Source organism: Flavobacterium glycogeni, assembly GCF_048286775.1.
Taxonomy (GTDB): Bacteria; Bacteroidota; Bacteroidia; order Flavobacteriales; family Flavobacteriaceae; genus Flavobacterium.
The window spans coordinates 17,106-41,579 of sequence record NZ_JBLVPV010000023.1; the positions used below are offsets into that span (position 1 = coordinate 17,106).

Consider the following 24,474-nt stretch of genomic DNA (forward strand, 5'->3'; position numbering starts at 1 on the left):
AGGTTTTTTTATGCCTAAAAAAAGCTTTTCTTTGTAAACATGAATTGGAGTTCATACATCAAAAGTTATCAGTCTTATTTGAGAATCGAACGGGGTTTGTCAAAAAACACTATCGAAAACTATTCTTTCGATATAGAACGGCTGTGTCTTTTTCTTACAGAAAATGGAATAGTAGTTTCGCCAATACAAATAGAGGAAGAAACACTGCAACAATTTATTTACAGTGTTTCAAAGGAAGTCAATCCACGTTCGCAAGCCAGAATTATATCAGGCCTTAAAAGTTTTTTTGGCTATTTGATATTTGAAGATTACCGATTAAACAATCCATTAGAACTCATTGAAACGCCTAAAACAGGCCGGAAACTTCCAGATACTTTAACGGTCGATGAAATTGACAATCTTATTGCGGCTGTCGAATTAACATCTAACGAAGGGGAACGCAATAGAGCGATGCTTGAAACCCTTTATGGCTGCGGATTGCGGGTTTCAGAATTAGTTTCCCTAAAAATTTCTGATTTATTCTTTGAGGAAGGCTTTGTTAAAATAACGGGTAAAGGAAATAAGCAGCGTTTTGTGCCCATAAGTGATTTGACACAGAAATACATTCAAATCTACAGGAATACGATTCGGACACATAGTACTGTTCAAAAAGGTTTTGAGGATACGCTCTTTTTAAACAGAAGAGGAAAACAGTTAACCAGAGCTATGATTTTTACTATAATTAAAAGTTTAGCAGTCAAAATTGATTTGAATAAAATCATTAGTCCGCATACTTTACGCCATTCTTTTGCAACACATCTTTTAGAAAATGGTGCTGATTTACGTTCCATACAGTTGATGCTTGGTCATGAATCGATAACGACAACAGAAATATACGTGCATCTTGACCGAAAGTTTCTGACGCAAGTTCTAAATTCATTTCATCCCAGAAAATAATATTTTGTTTTATAATTGCTAATTCAGCGCTATTTAGGAAAGAAAAAGTTTACGGATCGAATCTAAAATGAAATTTCTAAATAGCAAGGCTACTATCTCATTAAATTGATGCGATTTTATTGTTAATTTGACGGTTTAATAAAAAATATAATCTAAATTGTTGGCATATTCAAATGATATAAAAAGTAGTTATGGTTTTTGATTTTCCCCAAAACGAAAATTGCCAAGAGGTAAATGATTTTTACAATAAATTATTTAATGAGATTCCAGATTTAATTTTTGAATTTGTGATTGCTCCTGACAATACCTATTTATTCCCATTAGTGAGTAAATCGGTAAACGATTTTTTTGAGTTGTCTTCGGATCATTTTTTTGACAGTGACAAATTCCTTGTCTATGACAGGATATTTGAGGCGGATCGATTGTCGTTTTTTCAGTCATTGGTAAGCGCAAAACGAAACATTACAAGATGGGATTTTGAGTTTCGGGTTTTATTACCTGAAAAGGGATTGCGTTGGCTTAAAGTTTCATCAAAACCAGAATTATATCCTGATGGGAATATTGCTTTTTATGGAAGAATTTCAGATGTAACGGACTTAAAAGAACAGGAAATCAAACTTAAAATTTCTGAAGAGCGTTTTAAATTTGCTCTGGAAGCTTCTACAGCCGGAGTCTGGGATTGGAATTTAACGACCAACAAAGTTTTCTATTCCTCACAATCGATGAAAATTCTAGAGCAGGAGTCTTTGGATATTTTTGATAATCCGGAACGTTGGGATGAAATTGTGCATCCCGATGATTTAAAAAAATATTATTCTGATATTCATGATCATTTTGACAATAAAATACCTTTTTATGAAAATTACCACCGTGTTTTAACGTCAAGTGGCAAGTACAAATGGATTTTAGATAGAGGAAAAGTAATCGAGCGGGACATCAATGGGAAACCATTGCGAGTTATAGGAACGCACACTGATATCTCTTCCCAAAAAGAAAAAGAATTAGAGTTAATAAAAACAATGGAATTGTATAGTCAGCAAAATAGCCGACTATTGAATTTTTCACATATCGTATCGCATAATCTAAATACGCAAGCGGGTAATATTAAATCACTTTTAGACTTTATAGATGCCGATGATAATTTAGAGAGCAACAAAGAAATGTTGTCTCATTTGCGCACTGTTTCGAATGATTTAAACGAAACAATAGCTAATTTGACCCAATTGGTGCTAATACAAAGTAATTCGAACATTCCGATTAAATCATTAGACTTGAATTTATATTTAAATAAGACTTTGGATTTGATTAAGAATTTAAAAAATCACAATCAAGTTACCATTATAAATGATATTGCTGATGGCGTTTTTGTCGATTTTAATCCGGCATACTTAGAAAGTGTTTTGTTGAATTTTACAACAAATGCCATAAAATATTCGAATCCTAACAAAACCGTAGAGATTAGATATTCTTTCTCATTGGAAAATGGCAAAAAAACGTTGTCGATTTCAGATAATGGATTAGGTATCGATTTGAAAAAATATGGAGATTCCCTTTTTGGAATGTACAAAACATTTCACAAGCATGAAGAAGCCAGAGGATTAGGATTGCATATAACAAAGAATCAAATAGAGTCGATGAAAGGGACTGTTTTCGTTGAAAGTGAAGTAGGAGTAGGAACTACTTTTAAAATTATTTTCAACGATAGCTTGAATGATTAATATGACTGTCCGTTAATACCAATGTATTTAATTTTGTCATTTCGACGAAGGAGAAATCTCATTAGTTGCTCTCGTTATGTGATTTCTCCTTCGTCGAAATGACAAAATAGCTAAATTTTATTCCTAAGATGTAGCTTGGTGCAAGTAACGGACAGTCATAATGATTAATCAGCGGATTTCGATAATAGACCGCATATTTTAAAGCTGTTTTTCTTTATATATAATGCAAAAAAAACTTCTCAGTGATGAGAAGTTTTTTTTATATGTAAAATTAAAATAAATTATTTGGCAATATTCACTGCTCTTGTTTCACGAATTACAGTTACTTTAACTTGTCCAGGATACGTCATCTCCGTTTGGATTTTTTGTGAAATATCAAAAGATAAGTTAGCCGCATTTTCATCAGAAACTTTTTCGCTCTCCACAATTACACGAAGTTCTCTACCCGCTTGAATGGCATAAGCGTTTTTTACACCGCTGAATCCGTAAGCTACTTCTTCAAGATCTTTTAGACGTTGAATGTAAGAATCTAATACTTGTCTTCTCGCTCCTGGTCTTGCACCTGAGATTGCATCACAAACCTGAATAATTGGCGATAATAAGGATTTCATCTCTATCTCATCGTGGTGTGCTCCAATAGCGTTACAAACCTCTTCTTTTTCACCGTATTTCTCCGCCCATTGCATTCCTAATAATGCGTGTGGTAAATCACTTTCGGCATCTGGAACTTTACCAATATCGTGTAATAAACCAGCTCTTTTAGCCAGTTTTACGTTTAAACCAAGTTCAGCAGCCATGATTCCACAAAGCTTAGAAACTTCACGGGAGTGTTGCAATAAATTTTGTCCATAAGAAGAACGGTATTTCATACGTCCTACCACTTTAATCAATTCAGGATGTAATCCGTGAATTCCTAAATCAATAACGGTACGTTTACCAACTTCTATAATTTCATCGTCAATTTGTTTAGCAGTTTTTGCTACTACTTCTTCAATACGAGCCGGGTGAATTCTTCCGTCAGTTACTAATTTATGTAATGCCAAACGCGCAATTTCTCTTCGTACAGGATCAAAACAAGAAAGGATAATAGCTTCCGGTGTATCATCTACAATGATTTCTACTCCAGTTGCAGCTTCCAGTGCGCGGATATTTCTACCTTCACGACCAATGATTCTACCTTTTACATCGTCAGATTCAATGTTAAATACAGAAACACAGTTTTCTACGGCTTCTTCTGTACCAACTCTTTGAATGGTATTGATGATAATTTTTTTAGCTTCTTGTTGTGCCGTCAATTTTGCCTCTTCAATAGTGTCTTGAATATGAGACATTGCTTTGCTTTTTGCTTCTGCTTTCAATCCTTCTACCAATTGATCTTTAGCTTCTTCAGCAGATAAACCAGAGATAACTTCCAATTGTTGCAATTGACTTTTATGTAATTTGTCAACTTCAGTTTGTTTTTTATCTAGATTTTCAATTTTAGTGGTGTATTCTAAAGTTTTAGATTCAAAATCATCATTTACTTTTTTAGCTTTTGATAATTCATTAGAAATTTGAGATTCTTTATCGCGAACTCTTTTTTCTATTTCGGCAACTTTTTTATCACGGGATAAAATAACTTGTTCGTGTTCTGATTTTAATTCAATAAATTTCTCTTTTGCTTGAAGAATTTTATCTTTTTTTATGTTTTCAGCTTCCAGATTAGCATCTTTCAAAATGGATGCTGCTTCTTTTTTTGCGTTTTTAATTAAGTTTGAAATATTGCTTTTTTCTATCAGTTTGGCAATACCAAAACCTCCCGCAATACCTATAATTCCTGAAATAATAATCGTTAATATGTTGTCCATGTTTGTTAAAATTTATATATAAAAAAGCCTACATTAGATTGCTTGTATAAACTCGAAAAGACAAGTTTTGAGCTAACTCACTGTTCAAGTTTCCTCACCGAAGTGTGGCATGCTTTAGTAGTGATGATTTGCTCATTCTAAATTGTTAGTGTTGAGTTTACCAAATATGAACTAATGTAGGCAGTATCTTAGTTTTTGTAAAGAACGTTTATTTGTCGAGATATTGATCTAAAATCGCATTGATTTTTTTAATTCTTTCGATGGTTGCTTCTCCATCTATGGCATTATCAATTTGTTTTTGTTCCGTTTGCGAGGCAAATTGTAAAGCACACATTGCCAATACATCTTGCTTGTCACGAACCGCGTAATTTTCTTCAAATTGCTTGATCATCTTATCAATTTTTTTAGAAGCGCTTCTAAGGCCTTCTTCCTGCGAGAAATCAACCGTTAACGGGTAGACTCTGTCTGCGATTGATATTTTAATTTTAAGCTTTTCGTCCATATCTTTTATTAATCTGATAGCTGTGCTATACAGTAATCAATTTCGCGAATTAATGAATTTATTTTAAGCTTCGTATCTCTTTTATTATCGTCACTGCCTAGTAATGTATTTGCTACTTTGAGTGTTTCATACTGCGTTTTTAGCGCTTCAATCTCTTGTGATTGAGTTTGTATTATGTATGCAGTTTTTGTTAATTCGTTTTTCAAATCTTGATTATTTTTCTCCAAACCTTTCATTTTTGTAAAAAGTTTTTCAATCTTATTTTCAAGAGTATCAATAATTTCTGCAATTGCACTCATTATATATCTTATTCATTACATAATCATACAAAGTTAGTATTCCTTTTTAATTTTGCAATATTTTATTTTTTTTTTTGCATTAAATTAATTAAATATCAGTTTTACAAATGGTTACGAACTATTTTTTTTAGCGCTGTTTTGAATACTTTTTTTATCTTAGCAAAAATGTAAACGATGAGATTTTCTGTATTTTTTTTATTTTTTTGCACTTCTGTTTTTGCACAAGTTGACTATCCAAAAGATTATTTTAGTTCACCATTAGATATTCCGATGCAATTATCCGGGAATTTTGGAGAGTTGAGACCCAATCATTTTCATGCAGGTTTTGATTTAAGAACGCAACAAAAAGAAGGATTAAAAGTGTATGCAGTGGCCGATGGTTATGTGTCAAGAATAAAGATATCTACTTTTGGTAACGGAAAAACTATTTACATCAACCATCCCAATGGATATACATCCGTTTATGGGCATTTAAAAATGGCCAATGGTGAAATAGAAAACTACATCAAGAAAACGCATTATGCAGCACAATCATTTGAAATTGAAATGTTTTTTAAGCCAGATGAAATGGTGGTCAAAAAAGGAGAAATCATTGCTTTTTCTGGAAATACAGGAGCTTCCGAAGGACCACATTTGCATTTTGAATTTCGGGATACTAAAACAGAGTTTATAATAAATCCGATGCTTTTTGGGTACAATAAATTTTTAAAGGATAGTAAGAAACCCGTTGTTTCAGGAGTTTATGTGTATCCTTTAGATTCGAAAACTACGGTCAATCATTCGAAACGACCTTTATTACTGAATGTTTCATTGCAAAAAGACGGAACGTACCTATCAGATAAAGTAGTTGCAAATGGTACAATAGGTTTTGGCATTTCTGCTTATGACACTGATGATGTTTCGTTTAATAATAACGGAGTGTATAAAGTGCAGTCTTTTTATAATGGAAAACCAAATTTCGGATATGAATTCAATACGTATTCATTTGACGACATGCGTTACATTAATGCGCTGATCGATTATTCGCGATATAAGAAAATGCAACAACGGGTTCAGAAATTATTCATGAAAAACCCGTATAATTTGAGCATTATCCAAGCTGATGAAAATAAAGGAGTGCTACAAGTAACGCCAAATTTAGCATCGCTGTATCGTATTGAAGTTTCAGATTTCTTTGGAAATAAAAAAACTATAGCTATTCCTGTTCAATATGATGTATTGCCTACAATTATCAGTCCGGAACCTGTTCAGTCGAATTATTTTGTGAAAGCCAATAAAGACAGCAATTTTGCTTTAGCAAATATGTCGGTTTTCTTTCCTGCGGGAACTTTTTACGAAGATTTTGATTTGAATTTTGATGTGAAAAATGATACTTTGTTTTTACACGACGATACTGTTCCTGCTCACACTAATTTTACGGTTTCAATTGAAGATACAAAATCGACTGAAGCGCAAAGAGAAAAAATGTTCATTGGCAGAATCGAAGGGAGAAAAGTAAATTACAATCCAACCTATAGAAAAGACAGCGTTTTCAATACAAAGGTTAAAATTTTAGGAAAATATGCTTTAGTTGCAGATACTATTGCACCAAAAATTAGTATGGCCGTTCCTGTAGAAGGGAAATGGATCAGCGAGCAAAAAACAATTCAGCTTTCTATTTACGATGACGTGTCAGGTATAAAATCATACAACGGCTATTTAAACGGAAAATGGGTACTATTCGAATATGATAACAAAACCAGAAAATTAACTCATTATTTCAATGATGGAATTGTAGCTGATGGTGCCAATGATTTAAAAGTTGTGGTGATTGATAATGTAGGAAATTCAACTACCTTTGAAACTCGTTTTTTTAGAAGCCAAAAAAAATAAAAACCAAATCATTTGAGCACTAATAAATTAATTTTTGTTTTCTTTTTTTGCTTCGTAAGCCTACCTTTATTGGCCCAAACGGCTAGAATAAAAGGAGTCATTTTAGACAAAAACAATCAACCGGTAGAAAACGTAAATGTTTCTTATTCCAGTATTGGCACTCAATCCAATAAAAATGGATTTTACGATATAAAAGTTCCTGCGAATCAAAAAGTAACGTTAGTTTTTACGCATGTCTCGTTAAAAAAAATAGCGATAACTTTTTCTTTGGATTCCAATGAACAAAAAGAGTTCAACCCAGTGATGAGTGATCAGGAAGAACAAATGGGTGAAGTGATTGTGACATCCAATAACCGAAAACTGATTCAGGGTGTTGCAACAATTGAGCCTGAAATCATCCGAAAAATTCCAGGAGCTAATGCCGGTATCGAAAACATTTTGAAAACCTTACCCGGAGTAAATTCTAATAATGAATTGAGTACGCAATACGCCGTACGCGGTGGAAATTATGAGGAGAATTTGGTTTATGTGAATGAAATTGAAGTGTATCGTCCGTTTCTTATTCGTTCGGGACAACAAGAAGGGTTGAGTTTTACCAATACGGATTTGGTGCAAAATGTTGATTTCTCAGCGGGAGGTTTTCAAGCGAAGTTTGGAGATAAATTATCCTCGGTTTTAGATATTACCTATAGAAAACCGGTTAAGTTTGGCGCAAGCCTTGAAGCGAGTTTTCTTGGCGGAAGCCTTTCCATTGATGCTGTTTCCAAGAATAAAAAATGGTCTGCGGTTACGGGAGTTCGATACCGCAACAACAGCCTTTTGGTGAACAGTCAGGAAACACAAACGAATTTCACCCCATCCTTTGCGGATATTCAAACCAATATAAACTTTCAGGCTTCTGCAAAATGGCAATGGAGTTTTCTGGGGAATATTTCTCAAAATAAATACCAATATAAGCCATTAACCAGACAGACTAATTTTGGAACCATTGATAATCCTATGACACTTACCGTTTTTTATGAAGGTCAGGAAAAGGATAAGTACGATACGTATTTTGGAGCTTTAAAAACAACTTTCAATGTTTCGGATAACTTTACTTTGAAATTTATCGGTTCTGTTTTTCATACTTTAGAACAAGAATATTTTGATATTTTCGCCCAATACCGTTTAGGCGAAGTGGATTCCAGCATTGGATCAGAAACCTTTGGAGAAGTCGCTTTTACAAAAGGAATTGGTTCTCAGCTGAGTCATGCCAGAAATGATTTAGACGCACTAATTGTAAATACAGAGATAAAAGGATTCCACGATTGGAAAAAAAATCAATTTGAATGGGGAATAAAATATACACGAGAATCCATTCGTGACAGAATAATAGAGTGGGAGGTAATTGATTCGGCTGGTTTTTCATTGAATCCACCAATTATTGATTTACCTAAAAATGACCAGCCGCATTCGCCTTACACCGGACCGCTTGTTCCGTATCAAAATATCCGAGCGACTAATTTTAACTCCATCAATAGATTTTCAGGGTATGGTCAATGGAGTTTGAAATCGAATATTGGTACGAGTGAAGTTTGGTATAATGCCGGCGTGCGCATGCACAATTGGGAAGTTATAGGCTCTACTATAACAGGGAAATCCCAAATTACTTTTAGTCCCAGAGCACAATTTGCGATAAAACCAGATTGGGAGAAAGATATGGTTTTTAGGGTTTCTGGAGGATTATACCATCAGCCGCCATTTTACAGGGAATTAAGAGATGCCGATGGAATGGTGCAACCCAATACGAAAGCGCAACAATCTGTTCATTTTGTTTTTGGGAATGATTACAGTTTTAAGATGTGGGATCGTCCTTTTAAGTTGGTTTCAGAGTTGTATTATAAATCGCTGACAGATGTAAATACGTATACGATTGACAATGTTCGCATTCGTTATGCAGCCAACAATAATGCAATAGCTTATGCGCAAGGATTAGATGTTCGCTTGAATGGTGAGTTTGTACCCGGAACCGAATCGTGGTTTAGTTTTGGTTATTTGAAAACAGAAGAAAACAGCAATGATAAAGGATATATTGCCAGACCTACAGATCAAAGATTGAAATTTGGGCTTTTGTTTCAAGATTACATGCCTAATATTCCAAGTATAAAATTGTACTTGAATTTAGTTTATAATACTGGATTGCCGGGAGGTTCGCCATCCTATGCTGATCCTTATTTGTACCAAAGTCGATTGAATGATTACCGCCGTGTGGATGTTGGTTTCTCTAAAGTTTTTATAGATAACACTACAAAAAAAGTGAATAATACGGGTTGGTTCAAAAACTTTAAAGAATTGGCGATAGGATTAGAGATTTTTAATCTTTTCGACAATCAAAATGCCATTACGAATACTTGGGTTCGGGATGTGTATTCTAAAAATCAATATGCGATTCCTAATTACATGACCACTAGAGTTTTTAATTTGAAATTGACTGCGAAGTTGTAACCGTTATAAATCACTTAGCTTTAGCATAAGTTTAACTCAATTTTAATTAGTTAAATCAAGTACCGAATACCATTACCATTTTTAAAAATGATTACATTTGAATTTTAATAGTACAACAACATGAAAAAACTACATATCACAATATTAGGAATCGCAGTTTTACTTTTAGCCAGTTGCAAAGAGGAAATCGAAAAGCCAAAAGTGACTTATAACGGATCTAATAAAGGAAAAGCAATTGCCATAGCCGATTCTACTCAAATACAAATTGCCGATTTGCCGCTTCAAATGGAAGGGACGGATTATTTGATTCATCCTGTGGCTGATTTAAGTATTCGTGAGAAAGGGATAAAATCGCGATATGGTTCTTCGAGTGTAAATGATTTGAGTTTTACCATTTCTAATTATGGAGAATTTGAAATTACCGGCTTTTTACAGAATATAAAATTTCAAAAAGTAGATTCAGATTCCATTAGAAAATTGACTGATAAGCCTGTTTTGATTCAAACAGCTACGTATTTGAAGTCGGTTGCTGATAAAACCAATAATCAGATTATGGTGTACACGATGGTCGACATGGATACAAACAAAGACGGAAAATTAGATACAAGTGATATAAAAGCATTGTATTTAAGCGAAATTAGCGGTAAAAAATTCACTAAGATATCGTATAATTTACAGGAATTAATAGATTGGAAATTGATTGAATCTAGAAATCGTTTGTACTACAGAACCGTTGAGGATACCAATAAAAATGGAGAATTCGATAAGAAAGATGTGGTGAATTACTACTATATCGATTTGTCAAAAAAGGAATGGAAAATAATTGGTTACGAGCCGGTTTAGAGGCGATAATTTTAAATCAAAATATCACTTTCCAAGTCTGATTTTTCAATAGTAAAATCAAAACCAAGTTGTTTTACTAATTGAATGACCAGATTTTTATACCAGTTTTCGGATTTAGGGTGAATGTATATTTTTTCAATCAACTGATTGATATCTACACTGATTTTCAGTCCTTCATTGATTTTAATAGTGCTTTCGCCAATGTCTGAAATAATACGAACTTCACGTTCATATTGAAAGCTTTTTCGCTTGAATAAAAAAGGGAAAAACATATCGTCAAACGGGATATGTTCCTTTTTATAATCGATGTAATTCACTTCCCCGATATATTGATTGAAATTTGTTTCAGGACCAAGAGATTCCTGTAATCTGCCAATTGTGGATTGAATCGCTAAACCTTCACTGTTTTGCGTGAAAATCTGCCACATGGCAAATGATTCATATTCATTGATATGCCAACTGCTAATGGCTACTTTTTCCCGATGGGTTTTGTAAAAATTTAAAAAGTCAGGATTGTCAATGGAAAGTTTTTTTATCTCTTCAAAAGTTGGTTCGCTAAAGGTGCCTTCATATTGATCTTCAAATTTATCCGATCGAGACATAAACAGCTTTTGTGACAGCAACAAATCAAGAAACTTAGATAAGTCAAGGTATTTCCAAACAACAGTATTTGGATCTTCAGGAAGTTTTATGTTTGGATTGTTGATGTACATTTTTTACACTTTAAGATTTAAAAAATAGAATAATTTAAAGATTTTAATTTGTCAAAAAAGGTGCAATCTTAAACCATTATTCAAAAGACTGCATTGTCACTAATTTGTTATAGGTGCCATTCATTGCAATAAGTTCGTCATGTTTTCCTTGCTCGACTATTTTTCCTTTTTGCATCACCACAATCAAATCTGCTTTTTGAATAGTCGAAAGACGATGCGCAATAACGATTGAGGTTCTGTTTTGCATCATATTTTCGAGCGCCACTTGCACAAATTTTTCGCTTTCAGTATCCAATGCTGATGTTGCTTCATCGAGAATCATAATTGGAGGATTTTTCAAAACTGCTCTGGCAATTGACAAACGTTGTTTTTGCCCACCGGAAAGTTTGTTTCCGCTGTCGCCAATATTAGTATAAATTCCAAGAGGTAAGTCTTTTACAAATTCGTATGCATTGGCAATTTTTAAGGCTTCAATGATTTCTTCATCGGTTGCGTTGTGTTTGCCTAATGAAATATTAGCTTTTATGGTGTCATTAAATAAAATACTGTCCTGTGTTACTAATCCCATCAAATCCCGAAGAGAATGTAAATTCATGTCTTTTATATCCGTTCCATCGATACTTATTGTTCCTTCATTGACATCATAGAAACGAGTCAATAAATTGGCAATGGTACTTTTTCCGCTTCCGGATTGTCCAACAAGAGCAACCGTCTGTCCTTTTTTTACTTCAAGTGAAAAGTGTTTTAAAACATTCTCATCTTCGTATTTAAAGTTAATGTCTTTAAGAACTATGTTAGCATCAAAAGAATCTTTTTTGATGGCATTGACTTTGCTTTTAATAGTATTCTCCTGATCCAGAATTTCCAGTACTCGTTCTGCAGCCGCATTTCCTCTTTTTACGGCATAAGATGCTTTCGAGATTGATTTTGCGGGCGTAAGAATATTATAGGCTAAGCCCATATAAGCAATAAATGAAGCGCCGTTTAAGGTTTCTTCTATCAAAACCATGTGACCGCCGTACCAAAGTAAAATAGCAATTACCATAATTCCCATAAATTCACTTGCGGGTGAAGCTAGATTTTGTCGGTTACCGATACTATTTGATAAGGTAAAAAAACGTTGTGTAGATTCCTGAAAAATTTGATTGAAATAATGCTCGGAATTGTATCCTTTTACAACTTTTAATCCACCTAATGTTTCTTCAATTGTCGATAAAAAGATACCTTGTTCTTGTTGTGCTTTAGTCGATTTCTTTTTCAATTGTTTTCCTATCAAGGAGATAACATAACCAGAAATCGGAATGAAAATAAATACAAAAAGAGTCAGTTTTACGCTTATCGAAAGCATTGCGATTATCGTGAAAATAATCGTCAAAGGCTCTTTTACAATGAGTTCAAGGATTGATAAGAAAGAAGTTTGTACCTCGTTTACATCGGCAGAAATTCGGGCAATTACATCTCCTTTTCTTTTCTCGGAGAAATAGGATAAAGGCAAATCAATCGTTTTTTTGTACATCGCATTTCGCATGTCTCTCAAAATTCCGTTTCTTAAAAACGTAATGAAAAACATGGCTAAATAATCAAACAAATTTTTCAATAAAAAGATTGAAATAATAACCGCCACCATGATTGATAGCGTGTAACCTATCCCGTTAGTTGCTGTAGTTGTTGTGATGAAGTAGCTTAAGGAATTCTCAAGAAATTGTTTTGTACTTTCAAAATAATGCTTTGCATCTTCAAAAAGATGGTTTGTATTCACAAATCCTTTATAGATTGGTGCTACCGTATTTTTTTTGGTTTGGTCAAATAAAACCTGCATCATTGGAATTAATGCCATAAAAGAAAGCGTGCTGAAAAGCGCATATAAAACATTGAAAAAGATGTTCAAATAGGCGTACTTTTTATAGGGAATTATAAAAGGAAATATTTTTTTAAAATTGCTCATTTATTTTCGGGTATTGTTTTCTGCTATAGCTATGGCTTTTTCCAATTTTTCTAGCAATATTTTTTTTTCAGGTAATTGGGTTAAATATTCTGCGACTTTTATGTGTTCGTCAGTTTCAAGCGTTAAGTATTTAATTTGTTCAGCAGATTTTTCGCTGCAAAGTATTAATCCAATAGGTTTGTTTTCGCCTTCTTTTTGTTCGTTTTTTTCTAGCCAACGGAGATACAATTCCATTTGCCCTTTGTAACCAGCTTTGAATTTTCCGAGCTTTAAATCGATAGCGACTAAACTTTTCAAGCCTCGATGGTAAAAAAGTAAATCAATATAAAAATCTTCATTATCAATGATTATCCTTTTTTGACGAGCCAAAAAAGCAAATTCACTTCCCATTTCTGTGATGAAATATTGAAGCTGTGCCAAAATTGAACTTTCTAAATCTTTCTCAGAATAACTATCATGCAGTCCTAAGAAATCAAGAAAATAAGGATCTCTGAAAGTTAAATCGGGACTTATTTTTTTGTCATTTTTTAATGTTTCTAACTCATTGATAATAGTTTGCTCCGGTTTTTTACTGATAGCCGTTCGTTCAAAAAGCATACTGTCTATTCGCTCTTGCAAAGTTCTGACACTCCATCTTTCAAGAACAGCCATTTGAATATAGAATTCTCTTTTTATGTTGTTTTCAATATAAATCAATGTTCTAATATGTGACCAACTCAATTTTGCACACACTGTGTGCAAAATTGAAAGATCTTCAATACTAGCATTTAACTTAATAAAACTTTGTAAATTTCTTTTATTAAAACCTACTCCGTATCTATTGGTAAGTGCTGTACTTAAGACTGGAATTATCTTCTTACCATAATCAGCTCTATTGTTATTTAGGATCTCATCGTTAATGCTTTTACCGATGTTCCAGTACAATAAAGTAAGCTCTTGGTTGACAGTTTTTGCAACATTATGACGCGTCTGGTCTATTAAACCGATAATCGAATTTAATAGCTGTGGCGTATCATTAATGCTGGGTTTGCTGTTCATGTATTGAATTAGTTCAATTGCATTGATGCAATAATATTTTTTATTTTTTCGTCTAATGAGCGTTCCACTTCCGTGAAATCCTCTACATCATAGAGCTCGGTATTTACACTGATATAGAATTTTATTTTAGGTTCTGTCCCACTTGGTCTGGCGCAAATTTTAGAACCGTCTTCCGTATAATAAATCAGCACATTTGATTTTGGGATTTCCATTTTGGTTTCCTCGTCGGTAAGCAAGTTTTTAGCAATTGAAGATTGATAATCCTCCACCATAATTACTCTTTGCCCGTTGATTTCTTTCAATGGATTTTCGCGTAAATCAATCATCATCTGATTAATTTCCTGTAAACCATCCATTCCTTTTTTAGTCAATGAAACTAAATGTTCTTTGTAAAAACCGTTGTCAACATACAGTTTCAGCAATTCTTTGTAAACGGTGCTTCCTTTGGCTTTGGCTTGAGCCGCAACTTCGCAAATCAATAAAGTGGCCGCAACTGCGTCCTTATCACGTACCGCATCGCCTACCATATATCCAAAACTTTCTTCCCCGCCACCAATGAATTCCAATTCTGGAAAATCCTTAATCATTTTGGCGATCCATTTGAAACCAGTCAAACCAATTTTGCATTCAACATTGTAATTAGTGGCTAATTCCATCATCATAGGAGTAGAAACTATCGTAGAGCCCACGAATTGTTTACCATTGATTTTCCCCGCTTTTTTCCATTGCTCCAATAAAAAAGCAGTCATCAAAATCATGGTTTGATTTCCGTTAAGCAAGGTCATTTTGCCTTCGTTATTTCTAACCGCAACTCCCAAACGGTCACAGTCAGGATCAGTCCCAATAACAATATCCGAATTGGTTTTATCAGCCAAGGCCAATGCCATCGTCAAGGCTTCCGGCTCTTCAGGATTTGGAGATTTTACCGTTGGGAAATCACCATTTGGAACTCTTTGTTCTTCAACAATATTCACGTTAGGATAACCCGCTTGCGATAATGTATCAGGAACTGACTTTATAGATGTACCGTGCAAAGAAGTGAAAACAATATTCAGATTTTTTTTGGCTTCAGCCGAAGTTCCAAAACTGGCATTTTCGATAGTCGATTTGATAAAAGCTTCATCAACTTCCGTATCAATATAATGTATCAAATCGGCATTGGCAGTGAACTTGATTTGATTGTAATTTAAATTTTCAATAGTATCAATTATAGCCTCATCTTCCGGTGGAACAATTTGTCCGCCATCTTCCCAATACACTTTGTATCCATTATATTCCGGTGGATTGTGAGATGCAGTAAGAACAATTCCGCATTGGCAACCTAAATGTTTAAGTGCAAATGATAGCTCTGGTGTTGGTCTCATATCCGAAAACAAATAAACTTCAATACCGTTAGCCGAGAAAACATCCGCAACTAATTTGGCCAAAGTATCACTATTATGACGACAATCGTAAGCAATAACAGCTTTCAAGGGCTGGTTAGGAAAAGCAGTATGCAAGTAATCCGAAAGTCCTTGCGTACTTTTCCCAAGCGTATATTTATTGATGCGATTGTTTCCTACACCCATGACACCGCGCATTCCGCCTGTTCCAAATTCAAGATTTTTATAAAAACTCTCTTCCAGTTCTTTAGGAGATGTAGTCATTAATTCGGTAATAGCTTCCTGTGTTGTCGTATCAAATGTTGGCGTAAGCCATTCGTTTACCGCATCCAAAATGTTTTGTTTGATATCCATTCTATATGTCTTTTCGTTTCTAAATTCGTAATTTAAATAGAGTTACTTCTGTTTTATAGGAGCTGTTTACTTCGTCAGTTCGCTACGCTCGTGTCCTGCTATCCGCTGTATCTTTTTCTTTTTTTAAAGAAAAAAAAGAAAAAGGATGCCGCTACTATCAGGGCTAGTCACGTTTATATTGAAAATCAGTTTTTATACCCAATTTTGTTTCTTTCGTCGTTATTTTCAGAATTCTAGTTTGATAAAACTTCATATGACAGTCCGTTACTTGTCCCCAGATACATCTTATAAATAAAATTTAGCTGTTTTGTCATTTCGACGAAGGAGAAATCTCACTAGTTGCTCTCGTTATGTGATTTCTCCTTTGTCGAAATGACAAAATTAAAGACATTGGTATTAGTAACGAACAGTCACAAAACTTTATTAATCAGTATTAAGCAAAATTTTTCGGTTTCGTCTCCCTCTTCTTTGGAGAGGGTTGGGGTGAGGATTTTAAAAATTAACCTCACTCGAAACTTTATAACGTTCTTCATTGTTTTTTGTTCGCAAAATGATTTCGCCCAGAAATCCCGCCAAAAACAATTGCGTTCCCAAAACCATTGTGGTAAGTGCAATATAAAACCAAGGATTGTTAGTTACTAAGGTATAACGCATGTCATTATACATGTGATATAGTTTTGAAATACCAATATATCCGGCAAGCATAAAACCAATAATAAACATTAACGATCCCATGGCGCCAAACAAGTGCATTGGTCTTTTTCCAAATCTCGAAAGAAACCAAATGGTAATCAAATCCAGAAAACCATTGATGAAACGTTCCATTCCAAATTTAGTTTCGCCATATTTTCGGGCTTGATGCTGTACTACTTTTTCTCCAATTTTTCCAAAACCGGCATTTTTCGCCAAAACTGGAATGTATCGGTGCATTTCACCTGAAACTTCGATGTTTTTTACAACAACATTTTTGTACGCTTTCAGTCCGCAATTAAAATCATTCAATTCAACCCCCGATGTTTTTCTGGCGGCCCAATTGAATAATTTAGACGGTAAGTTTTTAGCCACTACGGAATCGTAGCGTTTCTTTTTCCATCCGGAAACCAAATCATATTTTCCATTGGTAATCATATCGTACAATCCCGGAATTTCTTCGGGGCTGTCTTGCAAATCAGCATCCATAGTTATAATGACATCGCCTTTCGCTTTTGCAAAACCAGCATGTAGCGCCTGTGATTTCCCAAAATTTTTCATGAAACGAACCCCTTTTACATGAGGGTTTTCATTTGCAAATCCTTCGATAATAGTCCAGGAATTATCCGTACTTCCATCATCCAGAAAAATGATTTCATAAGAGTAATTATGAGATTGCATCACTTTAATGATCCAATTGTAGAGTTCATTAAGTGATTCCTCTTCATTAAGAAGCGGTATGAGTATAGATAAATTCATTAATTTTTATTCTTGTGTAGTTTTGCTTTTGAAAAATGCAGCCAAAATTAATCCTAATATAGAGTAACCAACAAGGCTAAAAACTAATGCTTTCAGTTGTTCTAAAGTCGAAAAAGGATTGTTTTCTTTCATTTTTGCTAATGCTTCGTTTATGGCAGATGCTGGTGTTCCAAATTTTTGTAATGTTTCAGCCATATACTTTACAAGTAAATCGTTTACAGTGTCTTTTGCACTAGGATCAATTACGTTAAATAATAAAACGCTTAATAATGTTGAAATTAAAAGAGCGATTACAACGGTAATGAAAAAAGCAGTAAATGCATCTTTAAAGGAGAAAAATCCATTAATGTCTTTTTTTGTTTTTGTAAGCAATAAAATACCAATTACTAAATAAATAACAAATGTCAAGCCTCCAATCCAGCCAGAAACAAACAATTTTAAATCAATTGCGTACATTGTAGCCGTAATTAAAGCTAAAATAACACCTAAAGTAATTCCGTAAGTAACCCCGTTCTTTTTAATAATTTCATTTATCATTGTTGTTGTTTTTAAATTAATCCACAAATATAACAATTCCCAATATATTCGTAGCTAAAAATCGTTTTTTACGATTATATAAAAAAAGTGATGCAAAGATTTGTTTATTGGAAAATAATTGTAAATTTGCAAACTCAAAATAATATTGTAAAACAAAAAGTTATAAGGAGTTTATACCTTTTCTGTTAGAAGAAAAGCTTCAAGACAAATTATAATTAACAAATAAAAAAGATTAACAAGATGAAAAAAGGAATTCACCCAGAAAATTACAGATTAGTTGCATTTAAAGACATGTCAAATGACGAAGTTTTTATCACTAAATCTACTGCAGATACAAGAGAAACATTAACAGTTGATGGAGTTGAATATCCAGTTGTAAAAATGGAGATCTCTAGAACTTCTCACCCTTTTTACACAGGTAAATCTAAACTTATTGATACTGCAGGACGTATCGACAAATTTAAAACTAAATACGCTAAACACGTTAAATAATTTTAACTTGTTATCAAATACAATCAAGCCTTCCTTTTTGGGAGGCTTTTTTTATGGAGTTTATTGAATTGATTTATCGGATTAAGAAAGGCGGCTTTCAAGTAAACAGATAAAATATTTGTAACTTTGGCCTTGATAACCAAATCACATTTTAACAATTTACAATTCAATTTATTTATGAACTATATTCTTTTTGACGGTCCCGCTCGAAATGCATTATTGCCCTTTACTTTCACACGTCCTGTTGCTGATATTCTTATCGGAATCATGACTATTCGTCAAAAATGGGAAGTGCGTCTGGGGTCAACTACAACTACATTGACAGAGGAATATTTGTCAGAGAAATTCCCAATGGTAGAATTAGAAGAAAATGTAATGATAAACGCTTCCTTTCTTCCTAATGATGTTTTAGCAGAGATGGTTAGTAATCTGGAACCAAATCAAGCTATTTTTAAAGGGGATGAAGTCATTGCTTTTTATACTAATGAAGAGCAGGAAGAAGTAGATTTTGATTCCTATGAAATTATTGAATACCATGATGATTGCTTGACAGTTGAGCATACTTGGGATATTTTTTCTAAAAATGATGCTGCGATACGAGAGGATTTCGAATATTTAACTGAAGACAGGAAATCACAACCCATCCCAAAAAGTGTCAATGTCATTGCGCCGGAGAACATATTTATAGAAGAAGGGGCAAAGTTAGAGTTTGTTACTTTAAATGCTTCAGCAGGTCCTATATATATAGGTAAAGATTCTGAAATTATGGAAGGTTCCGTAATCAGAGGGCCTTTTGCCTTGTGCGAAAATGCACAAGTAAAAATGGCTTCAAAAGTATATGGCGCTACAACTGTTGGGCCCTATTCCAGAATTGGTGGTGAGGTAAAAAACACAGTGCTTTTTGCGCATTCGAATAAAGGGCATGATGGATTTCTTGGAGATTCTGTTCTTGGCGAATGGTGTAATATTGGAGCTGACAGCAACAATTCTAATCTAAAGAATAATTACGAAGAAGTGAAATTGTGGAGTTATGAAACCGAAGGTTTTGCTAAAACGGGACTTCAGTTTTGCGGATTGATGATGGGAGACCACAGCAAATGCGGAATTAATACCATGTTTAATACAGGAACGGTGATAGGAGTGAGTGCTAATATCTTTGGTAGTGGGTTTCCTCGCAACTTTGTGCCTAGTTTTTCCTGGGGTGGCGCTTCCGGTTTTACCACTTATGTGACTAAAAAAGCTTTTGAAACCGCACGATTAGTAATGAGTCGTAGAAACGTGGATTTTGACGAAAGAGAAGCAGCTATTCTGGAGCATGTTTTTGAGGAATCAAAAAAGTGGAGAAAAGAATAATTTCTACTTTATATACAATGTAAAAAGCCTCTTGATTGAGGCTTTTTTTAGTGTAAGTTCCGCTAAGTAAACGTTTTTTATTGATAAGCGTAAATAAGGGAGCCGTTTTTTATCAAGTCAATCAGGGGATTGGCATTATTGTCCGGAACAGAAAAACATCCCCAACTGAATTTACTAAACATTTTTTTTGACGAATGGACCACGATATTTCTTTTCAAAGCATTCGAATTTTTATCGTTTTCTAAACCATCTAATCTTAAAGAATATCCCCACATGCCTTGATAGGTCTGTAATGTAAGATAGCATCCTAATGAAGTGGCCTTGCTTCCTTCAATATTGCTAAATGAACTGGGAGTCAATCCAGTTCCTGAGCCGGAACCATGATCAACATTGCTGGTTAGAAGTATTTTGTTATTTTTTAAATCAATAACATAAAGCCTTGCTTCGTTGATCGATTTTGAAAAATCAATTAGCGTAATAATATTTTTATTTTTGGCTTTAGAACCCCATTTTGTTTGTACTTCGCAAGCTTTCTTTACAATTTCTTCATTGCTCTGAGCTACAATAAAATTAAAAGCGCATAAGAGAATAATTGTTAATGTTTTTTTCATGAACTAGTTTTTAAATTTTCATTCAACCTAGAAAAATTAGGTTTTTCGTTTACACATCGATTTTGTTTTCTACACTATTCTCCTGTTTTTACATTGTTTAAACATGGATTACTGTTTTCATCATGATTTAGGGATTTGTTGTTTTTAAGATTTTTCTTTTGTTTCAAATACAAGATTTTTTTAGTTAGTAAATATCTAAATATCAGATACAAAACTATAAAAAAATATTATTATTGTGCTCCGTTTAATTTTTATATTTTTTATATTCAAAATTTAAATTGTTATAAATTATTCAATTGTCCAATTCCTGAATTAATCTATCTTTGCACTTTTAAAAAACACTTGCTGAGAAGTCTAAAAATCTAAGCAGTCTAAAAATCTAAAAATCTAAATGATTACAGTTAACGATATCTCTGTGCAGTTTGGTGGTACAACACTTTTTAGTGATGTTTCTTTTGCTATAAATGAAAATGATAAAATTGCCCTAATGGGTAAAAATGGAGCAGGAAAATCGACGCTGCTTAAAATTATTGCGGGTCAAAGCAAGCCTTCAACCGGGAGTATTTCGGCACCAAAAGATGCTGTTGTGGCGTATTTGCCTCAGCATTTATTGACTACAGATGGTGCGACGGTGATGGAAGAAACTTCGAAAGCTTTTGGAGAAGTTTTTGCAATGAAAGCGGAGATCGATGAAATCAATGAGCAATTGACCATTCGTACAGATTATGAAAGTGATGCGTACATGAAATTAATCGAAAGAGTTTCGGACTTGAGCGAGAAATTTTATGCGATCGAAGAAATAAATTATGAAGCCGAAGTAGAGAAAATTCTAATCGGTTTGGGATTTATCCGTGAAGATTTTAGTCGTCAAACTTCAGAATTCTCTGGAGGATGGAGAATGCGAATTGAACTGGCTAAAATCCTTTTGCAAAAACCAGACTTAATTTTACTGGATGAGCCTACCAACCACATGGATATTGAAAGTATTCAATGGTTAGAGGATTTCTTGATTAATTCAGCCAAAGCAGTTGTGGTAATTTCTCACGATAGAGCTTTTGTAGATAATATTACCAATCGTACCATCGAAGTTACAATGGGACGTATTTATGATTATAAAGCCAAATATTCTCATTATTTGGAACTTAGAAAAGACAGACGTGTGCATCAGCAAAAAGCGTATGATGAGCAACAACGAATGATTGCTGATAATAGAACTTTTATCGATCGTTTTAAAGGGACGTTTTCAAAAACGGATGCCGTTCAATCCCGTGTTAAGATGTTAGAGAAGCTTGTTATTGTTCAGGTTGATGAGGTGGATACTTCGGCTTTGAAACTAAAATTTCCGCCTGCTGCCCGTTCAGGACAATATCCGGTAATTGTAAAGGATTTGTCAAAATCGTATGGCGATCATGTGGTTTTTTCGAATGCAAATATGGTTATTGAAAGAGGGGAAAAAGTAGCTTTCGTAGGGAAAAATGGGGAAGGAAAATCAACGATGATTAAAGCCATTATGAAAGAAATCGAAATAAATGGCGGAAGTTTAGAAATAGGTCATAACGCACAAATTGGTTATTTTGCTCAAAACCAGGCATCTTTATTAGATGAAAACGCCACTATTTTTGAAACGATTGATGATATCGCCGTGGGTGATGTTCGAACTAAAATTAAAGATATTTTAGGGGCTTTCATGTTTCAGGGTGATGATGTTACCAAAAAAGTGAAAGTGCTTTCCGGTGGCGAGAAAACCCGTTTGGCAATGATTAAATTATTGTTGGAACCAGTGAATTTATTGATTCTGGATGAGCCTTCGAATCACTTGGACATGAAAACCAAAGACATTATAAAAGATGCGCTGCGTGATTTTGACGGAACATTAATCTTGGTTTCTCATGACAGGGATTTCTTGGATGGATTGGCAACTAAAGTTTTCGAGTTTGGAAACAAAAGAGTAGTAGAACATTTTGAAGATATTGCCGGTTTCTTGGCTCATAAGAAAATGGACAGTATGCGTGAGATAGAAAAATAGTCTTTAGTTAGAATATTTTATAGTATATAAAAAAAGGAAATCTCACGATTTCCTTTTTTTTATGCTTTTAATTCAGTTCATAACATTAATCAATATATTTTTGTCTCATCGAACTCTTTAACTTCGCCCAGGATAAACTAAAATCGAGATACGATGAAGGTTTTCGACTGCGTTCGAACTGACGAATAGGGCTGATTTTAGACAGTTTAAGGCTGAAAATCTCAAACCCTTAGATGAATTACTGTTGGTTTTAACATGCGGTGATTGATGGAAAAACAATTCAAATAATTTAGATAAAAATTAGGAAAATATTTTTTTTTGTTTATTATTTTAGATATAACTTTAATGGGAATTTAAAAAACCCATATTTATGAAAAAAATAATTTCACTTTTAGCGGTTATCGGAATAACAATATTTTCAAGTTGTGAAGGACCAGAAGGAATACCTGGACAAGACGGGCAGGACGGGCAGAGCGGATTAATAGCCGAGGTTATTGAAGTTACGAATGTTTCGTTTACTTCATCAAATAATTTCACCAAAACGGTTCTGTTTAACCCACCTATTTTTGAGTCGGATGTGGTTTTAGTTTATAGACTTGCAGGAGTGTTTCAAGGCAAAGATGTTTGGAAATTATTGCCAGAAACACATTACTCTCCCAGTGGAACCTTAAATTTTGGATTTGATTTTGATTTCACTGTAAACGATGTGGATATTTATTTAGTTGGGAATAATTTATCGACGGTTCCAAATGAATTTAGTTCAAATCAAGTTTTAAGAATAATAATTGTCCCGGGAAGTTTTACTAAAACTTTGAACACAAACAACTATGCAGAAGTTATCAAAGCATTAAATATTAATGAAAGTCAAATTCAAAAAATTAATTTTTAAGCTTTAATCATAAAAAAAAGGAAATCGTGAGATTTCCTTTTTTTATGTGTTTTTATTTTTTTTATTGCTATACAAACTCTTTGCTGCTTTTTCTAAGTGACACTGCAATCCCTATTATAAGGGATAATGCAATAAAAGCCAGCGAGCCCCATTCCGGAATTTCAATAAAATCATGAAGCAGCATTTTTAATCCTACGAAACTTAAAATAGCGATCAGGCTGTATTCGAGATAACTGAATTTTGCCAACATATTAGCCAGAAAGAAATACATGGATCGCAATCCTAAAATGGCAAAAATATTGGAGCTAAAAACTAAAAAGGGATCATTTGTTATGGCTAAAATTGCAGGAACACTGTCAATAGCAAAAACCACATCCATTACTTCGATAACTACAAGTGCTACAAAAAGTGGTGTTGCAGCTGTAATATGTCTTCTTTTTACAAAAAAATGCTCTTCATCAATGTGATTTGAGATGGGCATTATTTTTTTGAGACTTTTATAAACAAAAGATTTTTTGGGTTCAAATTTATCATCATCATTGGTGAACAGCATCTTCATAGCTGTGTAAACTAAAAAAGCACCAAATACATATGTTGTCCAACTGAATTTATTGATTAGCATGACGCCAAAAAAGATCATCAAACCTCTAAAAACGATTGCGCCTAATATTCCCCAAAATAAAACCCGATGTTGGTATTTTTGCGGAATTTTAAAAGCGGAGAAGATGATGGCAATGACAAAGATGTTGTCGATGCTTAATGATAATTCGATTAAATAACCAGTAATAAATTTTATGGATGCTGTTGCTGGCTTCAGTGCATCAGGATTAGCAATGTGATTATTACTGTAAAGCCAATAGATTACTCCGGAAAACATAAAAGATAACGCAACCCATATTGCGGTCCACTTACCAGCTTCTTTTGAACTTATAATATGTGGTGTTTTGTTGAAAACGCCTAAATCAAGAGCAAGAAAAAGCATTACTGCTGCTAAGAAAGAAATCCAGACAATCATAAATGAAATATTTAAAGTTGCACAAAGATACTTTTTGGTTTTTTAACTTCCATAAATATTTTAATCTAAAGTTCTTTTACATCGGAATTGCTGTTTTAATTTTTTTTGATGAAAACAGCAGTTAAAAAAAATAGAGTCGCTAAAATTATTATGTTGTTATTATTAGACG

At 33.7% G+C, this 24,474-nt stretch carries 20 protein-coding genes; 9 read left to right on the forward strand and 11 right to left on the reverse strand.

The annotated features are described in order from the left end of the window. The first annotated feature begins 39 nt into the window (after positions 1-39). Both ACNQGX_RS15135 and ACNQGX_RS15140 read left to right on the forward strand, forming a co-directional pair. A complete protein-coding gene (locus tag ACNQGX_RS15135) occupies positions 40-936 on the forward strand; it encodes a site-specific tyrosine recombinase (protein ID WP_417977622.1) in 897 nt (298 codons plus the stop codon). Positions 937-1,127: 191 nt separating this feature from the next. Beyond that, positions 1,128-2,654, forward strand: coding sequence for a PAS domain-containing sensor histidine kinase (locus ACNQGX_RS15140; protein WP_417977624.1), 1,527 nt, complete (start codon positions 1,128-1,130; stop codon positions 2,652-2,654). A 281-nt stretch (positions 2,655-2,935) separates the two neighbouring features. Here the strand turns inward: ACNQGX_RS15140 and rny are convergent, their stop codons facing one another. From rny to ACNQGX_RS15160, 3 genes are all read right to left on the reverse strand, one after another. Then, on the reverse strand, positions 2,936-4,501 hold the full coding sequence (rny, locus tag ACNQGX_RS15145; protein ID WP_315211536.1) for a ribonuclease Y: 1,566 nt from the start codon (positions 4,499-4,501) through the stop codon (positions 2,936-2,938). 208 nt (positions 4,502-4,709) lie between these two features. Beyond that, entirely contained in the window at positions 4,710-5,003 is a 294-nt protein-coding gene (locus ACNQGX_RS15155) for a cell division protein ZapA (protein ID WP_282718127.1), read from the reverse strand. Between the two features lie 8 nt (positions 5,004-5,011). After that, positions 5,012-5,302: a hypothetical protein gene (locus ACNQGX_RS15160; protein WP_417977626.1), complete on the reverse strand. Its 291-nt coding sequence runs from the start codon at positions 5,300-5,302 to the stop codon at positions 5,012-5,014. 174 nt (positions 5,303-5,476) lie between these two features. On the opposite strand from ACNQGX_RS15160, the gene ACNQGX_RS15165 reads away from it, so the two are divergent. The 3 genes from ACNQGX_RS15165 (at position 5,477) to ACNQGX_RS15175 (ending at position 10,501) form a co-directional block, all read left to right on the forward strand. After that, positions 5,477-7,174, forward strand: a complete 1,698-nt coding sequence (locus ACNQGX_RS15165) for a M23 family metallopeptidase (RefSeq protein ID WP_417977628.1) — start codon at positions 5,477-5,479, stop codon at positions 7,172-7,174. A 12-nt stretch (positions 7,175-7,186) separates the two neighbouring features. Continuing rightward, positions 7,187-9,658, forward strand: a complete 2,472-nt coding sequence (locus tag ACNQGX_RS15170; RefSeq protein WP_417977630.1) for a TonB-dependent receptor — start codon at positions 7,187-7,189, stop codon at positions 9,656-9,658. Positions 9,659-9,778: 120 nt separating this feature from the next. Then, entirely contained in the window at positions 9,779-10,501 is a 723-nt protein-coding gene (locus tag ACNQGX_RS15175; RefSeq protein ID WP_417977631.1) for a hypothetical protein, read from the forward strand. An 11-nt stretch (positions 10,502-10,512) separates the two neighbouring features. Here the strand turns inward: ACNQGX_RS15175 and ACNQGX_RS15180 are convergent, their stop codons facing one another. The 6 genes from ACNQGX_RS15180 to ACNQGX_RS15205 all read right to left on the reverse strand — a co-directional run bounded on the left by ACNQGX_RS15180 (position 10,513) and on the right by ACNQGX_RS15205 (position 17,919). Continuing rightward, positions 10,513-11,214, reverse strand: a complete 702-nt coding sequence (locus ACNQGX_RS15180) for a hypothetical protein (protein WP_417977633.1) — start codon at positions 11,212-11,214, stop codon at positions 10,513-10,515. A gap of 76 nt (positions 11,215-11,290) precedes the next feature. Continuing rightward, on the reverse strand, positions 11,291-13,159 hold the full coding sequence (locus ACNQGX_RS15185) for an ABC transporter ATP-binding protein (protein ID WP_417977635.1): 1,869 nt from the start codon (positions 13,157-13,159) through the stop codon (positions 11,291-11,293). Beyond that, complete coding sequence (locus ACNQGX_RS15190; protein ID WP_417977637.1) at positions 13,160-14,197, reverse strand: PDDEXK nuclease domain-containing protein; 1,038 nt, start codon at positions 14,195-14,197, stop codon at positions 13,160-13,162. It abuts the gene before it with no gap. Between the two features lie 8 nt (positions 14,198-14,205). Beyond that, positions 14,206-15,933: a phospho-sugar mutase gene (locus ACNQGX_RS15195; RefSeq protein WP_417977639.1), complete on the reverse strand. Its 1,728-nt coding sequence runs from the start codon at positions 15,931-15,933 to the stop codon at positions 14,206-14,208. 492 nt (positions 15,934-16,425) lie between these two features. Then, complete coding sequence (locus ACNQGX_RS15200; RefSeq protein ID WP_417977641.1) at positions 16,426-17,382, reverse strand: glycosyltransferase family 2 protein; 957 nt, start codon at positions 17,380-17,382, stop codon at positions 16,426-16,428. Between the two features lie 6 nt (positions 17,383-17,388). Beyond that, positions 17,389-17,919 (reverse strand): DUF4199 domain-containing protein, encoded by a 531-nt coding sequence (locus ACNQGX_RS15205; RefSeq protein WP_131915195.1) that lies wholly within the window; start codon positions 17,917-17,919, stop codon positions 17,389-17,391. Between the two features lie 240 nt (positions 17,920-18,159). Here ACNQGX_RS15205 and ACNQGX_RS15210 point away from each other — a divergent pair, with 240 nt between their 5' ends. Both ACNQGX_RS15210 and ACNQGX_RS15215 read left to right on the forward strand, forming a co-directional pair. After that, positions 18,160-18,411, forward strand: a complete 252-nt coding sequence (locus tag ACNQGX_RS15210) for a type B 50S ribosomal protein L31 (protein ID WP_039109118.1) — start codon at positions 18,160-18,162, stop codon at positions 18,409-18,411. A gap of 177 nt (positions 18,412-18,588) precedes the next feature. Then, positions 18,589-19,764, forward strand: coding sequence for a GlmU family protein (locus ACNQGX_RS15215; protein WP_417977643.1), 1,176 nt, complete (start codon positions 18,589-18,591; stop codon positions 19,762-19,764). Between the two features lie 77 nt (positions 19,765-19,841). Here the strand turns inward: ACNQGX_RS15215 and ACNQGX_RS15220 are convergent, their stop codons facing one another. Continuing rightward, on the reverse strand, positions 19,842-20,375 hold the full coding sequence (locus ACNQGX_RS15220) for a murein L,D-transpeptidase catalytic domain family protein (RefSeq protein ID WP_417977645.1): 534 nt from the start codon (positions 20,373-20,375) through the stop codon (positions 19,842-19,844). A 391-nt stretch (positions 20,376-20,766) separates the two neighbouring features. On the opposite strand from ACNQGX_RS15220, the gene ACNQGX_RS15225 reads away from it, so the two are divergent. Further along, the gene (locus tag ACNQGX_RS15225; protein WP_417977647.1) at positions 20,767-22,401 is read left to right on the forward strand and encodes an ABC-F family ATP-binding cassette domain-containing protein; all 1,635 of its coding nucleotides are present in this window, start codon (positions 20,767-20,769) and stop codon (positions 22,399-22,401) included. 370 nt (positions 22,402-22,771) lie between these two features. Further along, the gene (locus ACNQGX_RS15230; RefSeq protein WP_417977648.1) at positions 22,772-23,290 is read left to right on the forward strand and encodes a hypothetical protein; all 519 of its coding nucleotides are present in this window, start codon (positions 22,772-22,774) and stop codon (positions 23,288-23,290) included. Positions 23,291-23,357: 67 nt separating this feature from the next. Here ACNQGX_RS15230 and ACNQGX_RS15235 read toward each other — a convergent pair whose 3' ends face one another. Then, positions 23,358-24,305 (reverse strand): TerC family protein, encoded by a 948-nt coding sequence (locus ACNQGX_RS15235; protein WP_417977649.1) that lies wholly within the window; start codon positions 24,303-24,305, stop codon positions 23,358-23,360. Positions 24,306-24,474: the final 169 nt, after the last annotated feature.

What these genes read in the sequence shown, in the direction of transcription:
- ACNQGX_RS15135 (WP_417977622.1), top strand. Translation starts at nt 40, where the DNA reads ATGAATTGGAGTTCATACATCAAAAGTTATCAGTCTTATTTGAGAATC.
- ACNQGX_RS15140 (WP_417977624.1), top strand. Translation starts at nt 1,128, where the DNA reads ATGGTTTTTGATTTTCCCCAAAACGAAAATTGCCAAGAGGTAAATGAT.
- rny (WP_315211536.1), bottom strand. Translation starts at nt 4,501, where the DNA reads ATGGACAACATATTAACGATTATTATTTCAGGAATTATAGGTATTGCG.
- ACNQGX_RS15155 (WP_282718127.1), bottom strand. Translation starts at nt 5,003, where the DNA reads ATGGACGAAAAGCTTAAAATTAAAATATCAATCGCAGACAGAGTCTAC.
- ACNQGX_RS15160 (WP_417977626.1), bottom strand. Translation starts at nt 5,302, where the DNA reads ATGAGTGCAATTGCAGAAATTATTGATACTCTTGAAAATAAGATTGAA.
- ACNQGX_RS15165 (WP_417977628.1), top strand. Translation starts at nt 5,477, where the DNA reads ATGAGATTTTCTGTATTTTTTTTATTTTTTTGCACTTCTGTTTTTGCA.
- ACNQGX_RS15175 (WP_417977631.1), top strand. Translation starts at nt 9,779, where the DNA reads ATGAAAAAACTACATATCACAATATTAGGAATCGCAGTTTTACTTTTA.
- ACNQGX_RS15180 (WP_417977633.1), bottom strand. Translation starts at nt 11,214, where the DNA reads ATGTACATCAACAATCCAAACATAAAACTTCCTGAAGATCCAAATACT.
- ACNQGX_RS15185 (WP_417977635.1), bottom strand. Translation starts at nt 13,159, where the DNA reads ATGAGCAATTTTAAAAAAATATTTCCTTTTATAATTCCCTATAAAAAG.
- ACNQGX_RS15190 (WP_417977637.1), bottom strand. Translation starts at nt 14,197, where the DNA reads ATGAACAGCAAACCCAGCATTAATGATACGCCACAGCTATTAAATTCG.
- ACNQGX_RS15195 (WP_417977639.1), bottom strand. Translation starts at nt 15,933, where the DNA reads ATGGATATCAAACAAAACATTTTGGATGCGGTAAACGAATGGCTTACG.
- ACNQGX_RS15200 (WP_417977641.1), bottom strand. Translation starts at nt 17,382, where the DNA reads ATGAATTTATCTATACTCATACCGCTTCTTAATGAAGAGGAATCACTT.
- ACNQGX_RS15205 (WP_131915195.1), bottom strand. Translation starts at nt 17,919, where the DNA reads ATGATAAATGAAATTATTAAAAAGAACGGGGTTACTTACGGAATTACT.
- ACNQGX_RS15210 (WP_039109118.1), top strand. Translation starts at nt 18,160, where the DNA reads ATGAAAAAAGGAATTCACCCAGAAAATTACAGATTAGTTGCATTTAAA.
- ACNQGX_RS15215 (WP_417977643.1), top strand. Translation starts at nt 18,589, where the DNA reads ATGAACTATATTCTTTTTGACGGTCCCGCTCGAAATGCATTATTGCCC.
- ACNQGX_RS15220 (WP_417977645.1), bottom strand. Translation starts at nt 20,375, where the DNA reads ATGAAAAAAACATTAACAATTATTCTCTTATGCGCTTTTAATTTTATT.
- ACNQGX_RS15225 (WP_417977647.1), top strand. Translation starts at nt 20,767, where the DNA reads ATGATTACAGTTAACGATATCTCTGTGCAGTTTGGTGGTACAACACTT.
- ACNQGX_RS15230 (WP_417977648.1), top strand. Translation starts at nt 22,772, where the DNA reads ATGAAAAAAATAATTTCACTTTTAGCGGTTATCGGAATAACAATATTT.
- ACNQGX_RS15235 (WP_417977649.1), bottom strand. Translation starts at nt 24,305, where the DNA reads ATGATTGTCTGGATTTCTTTCTTAGCAGCAGTAATGCTTTTTCTTGCT.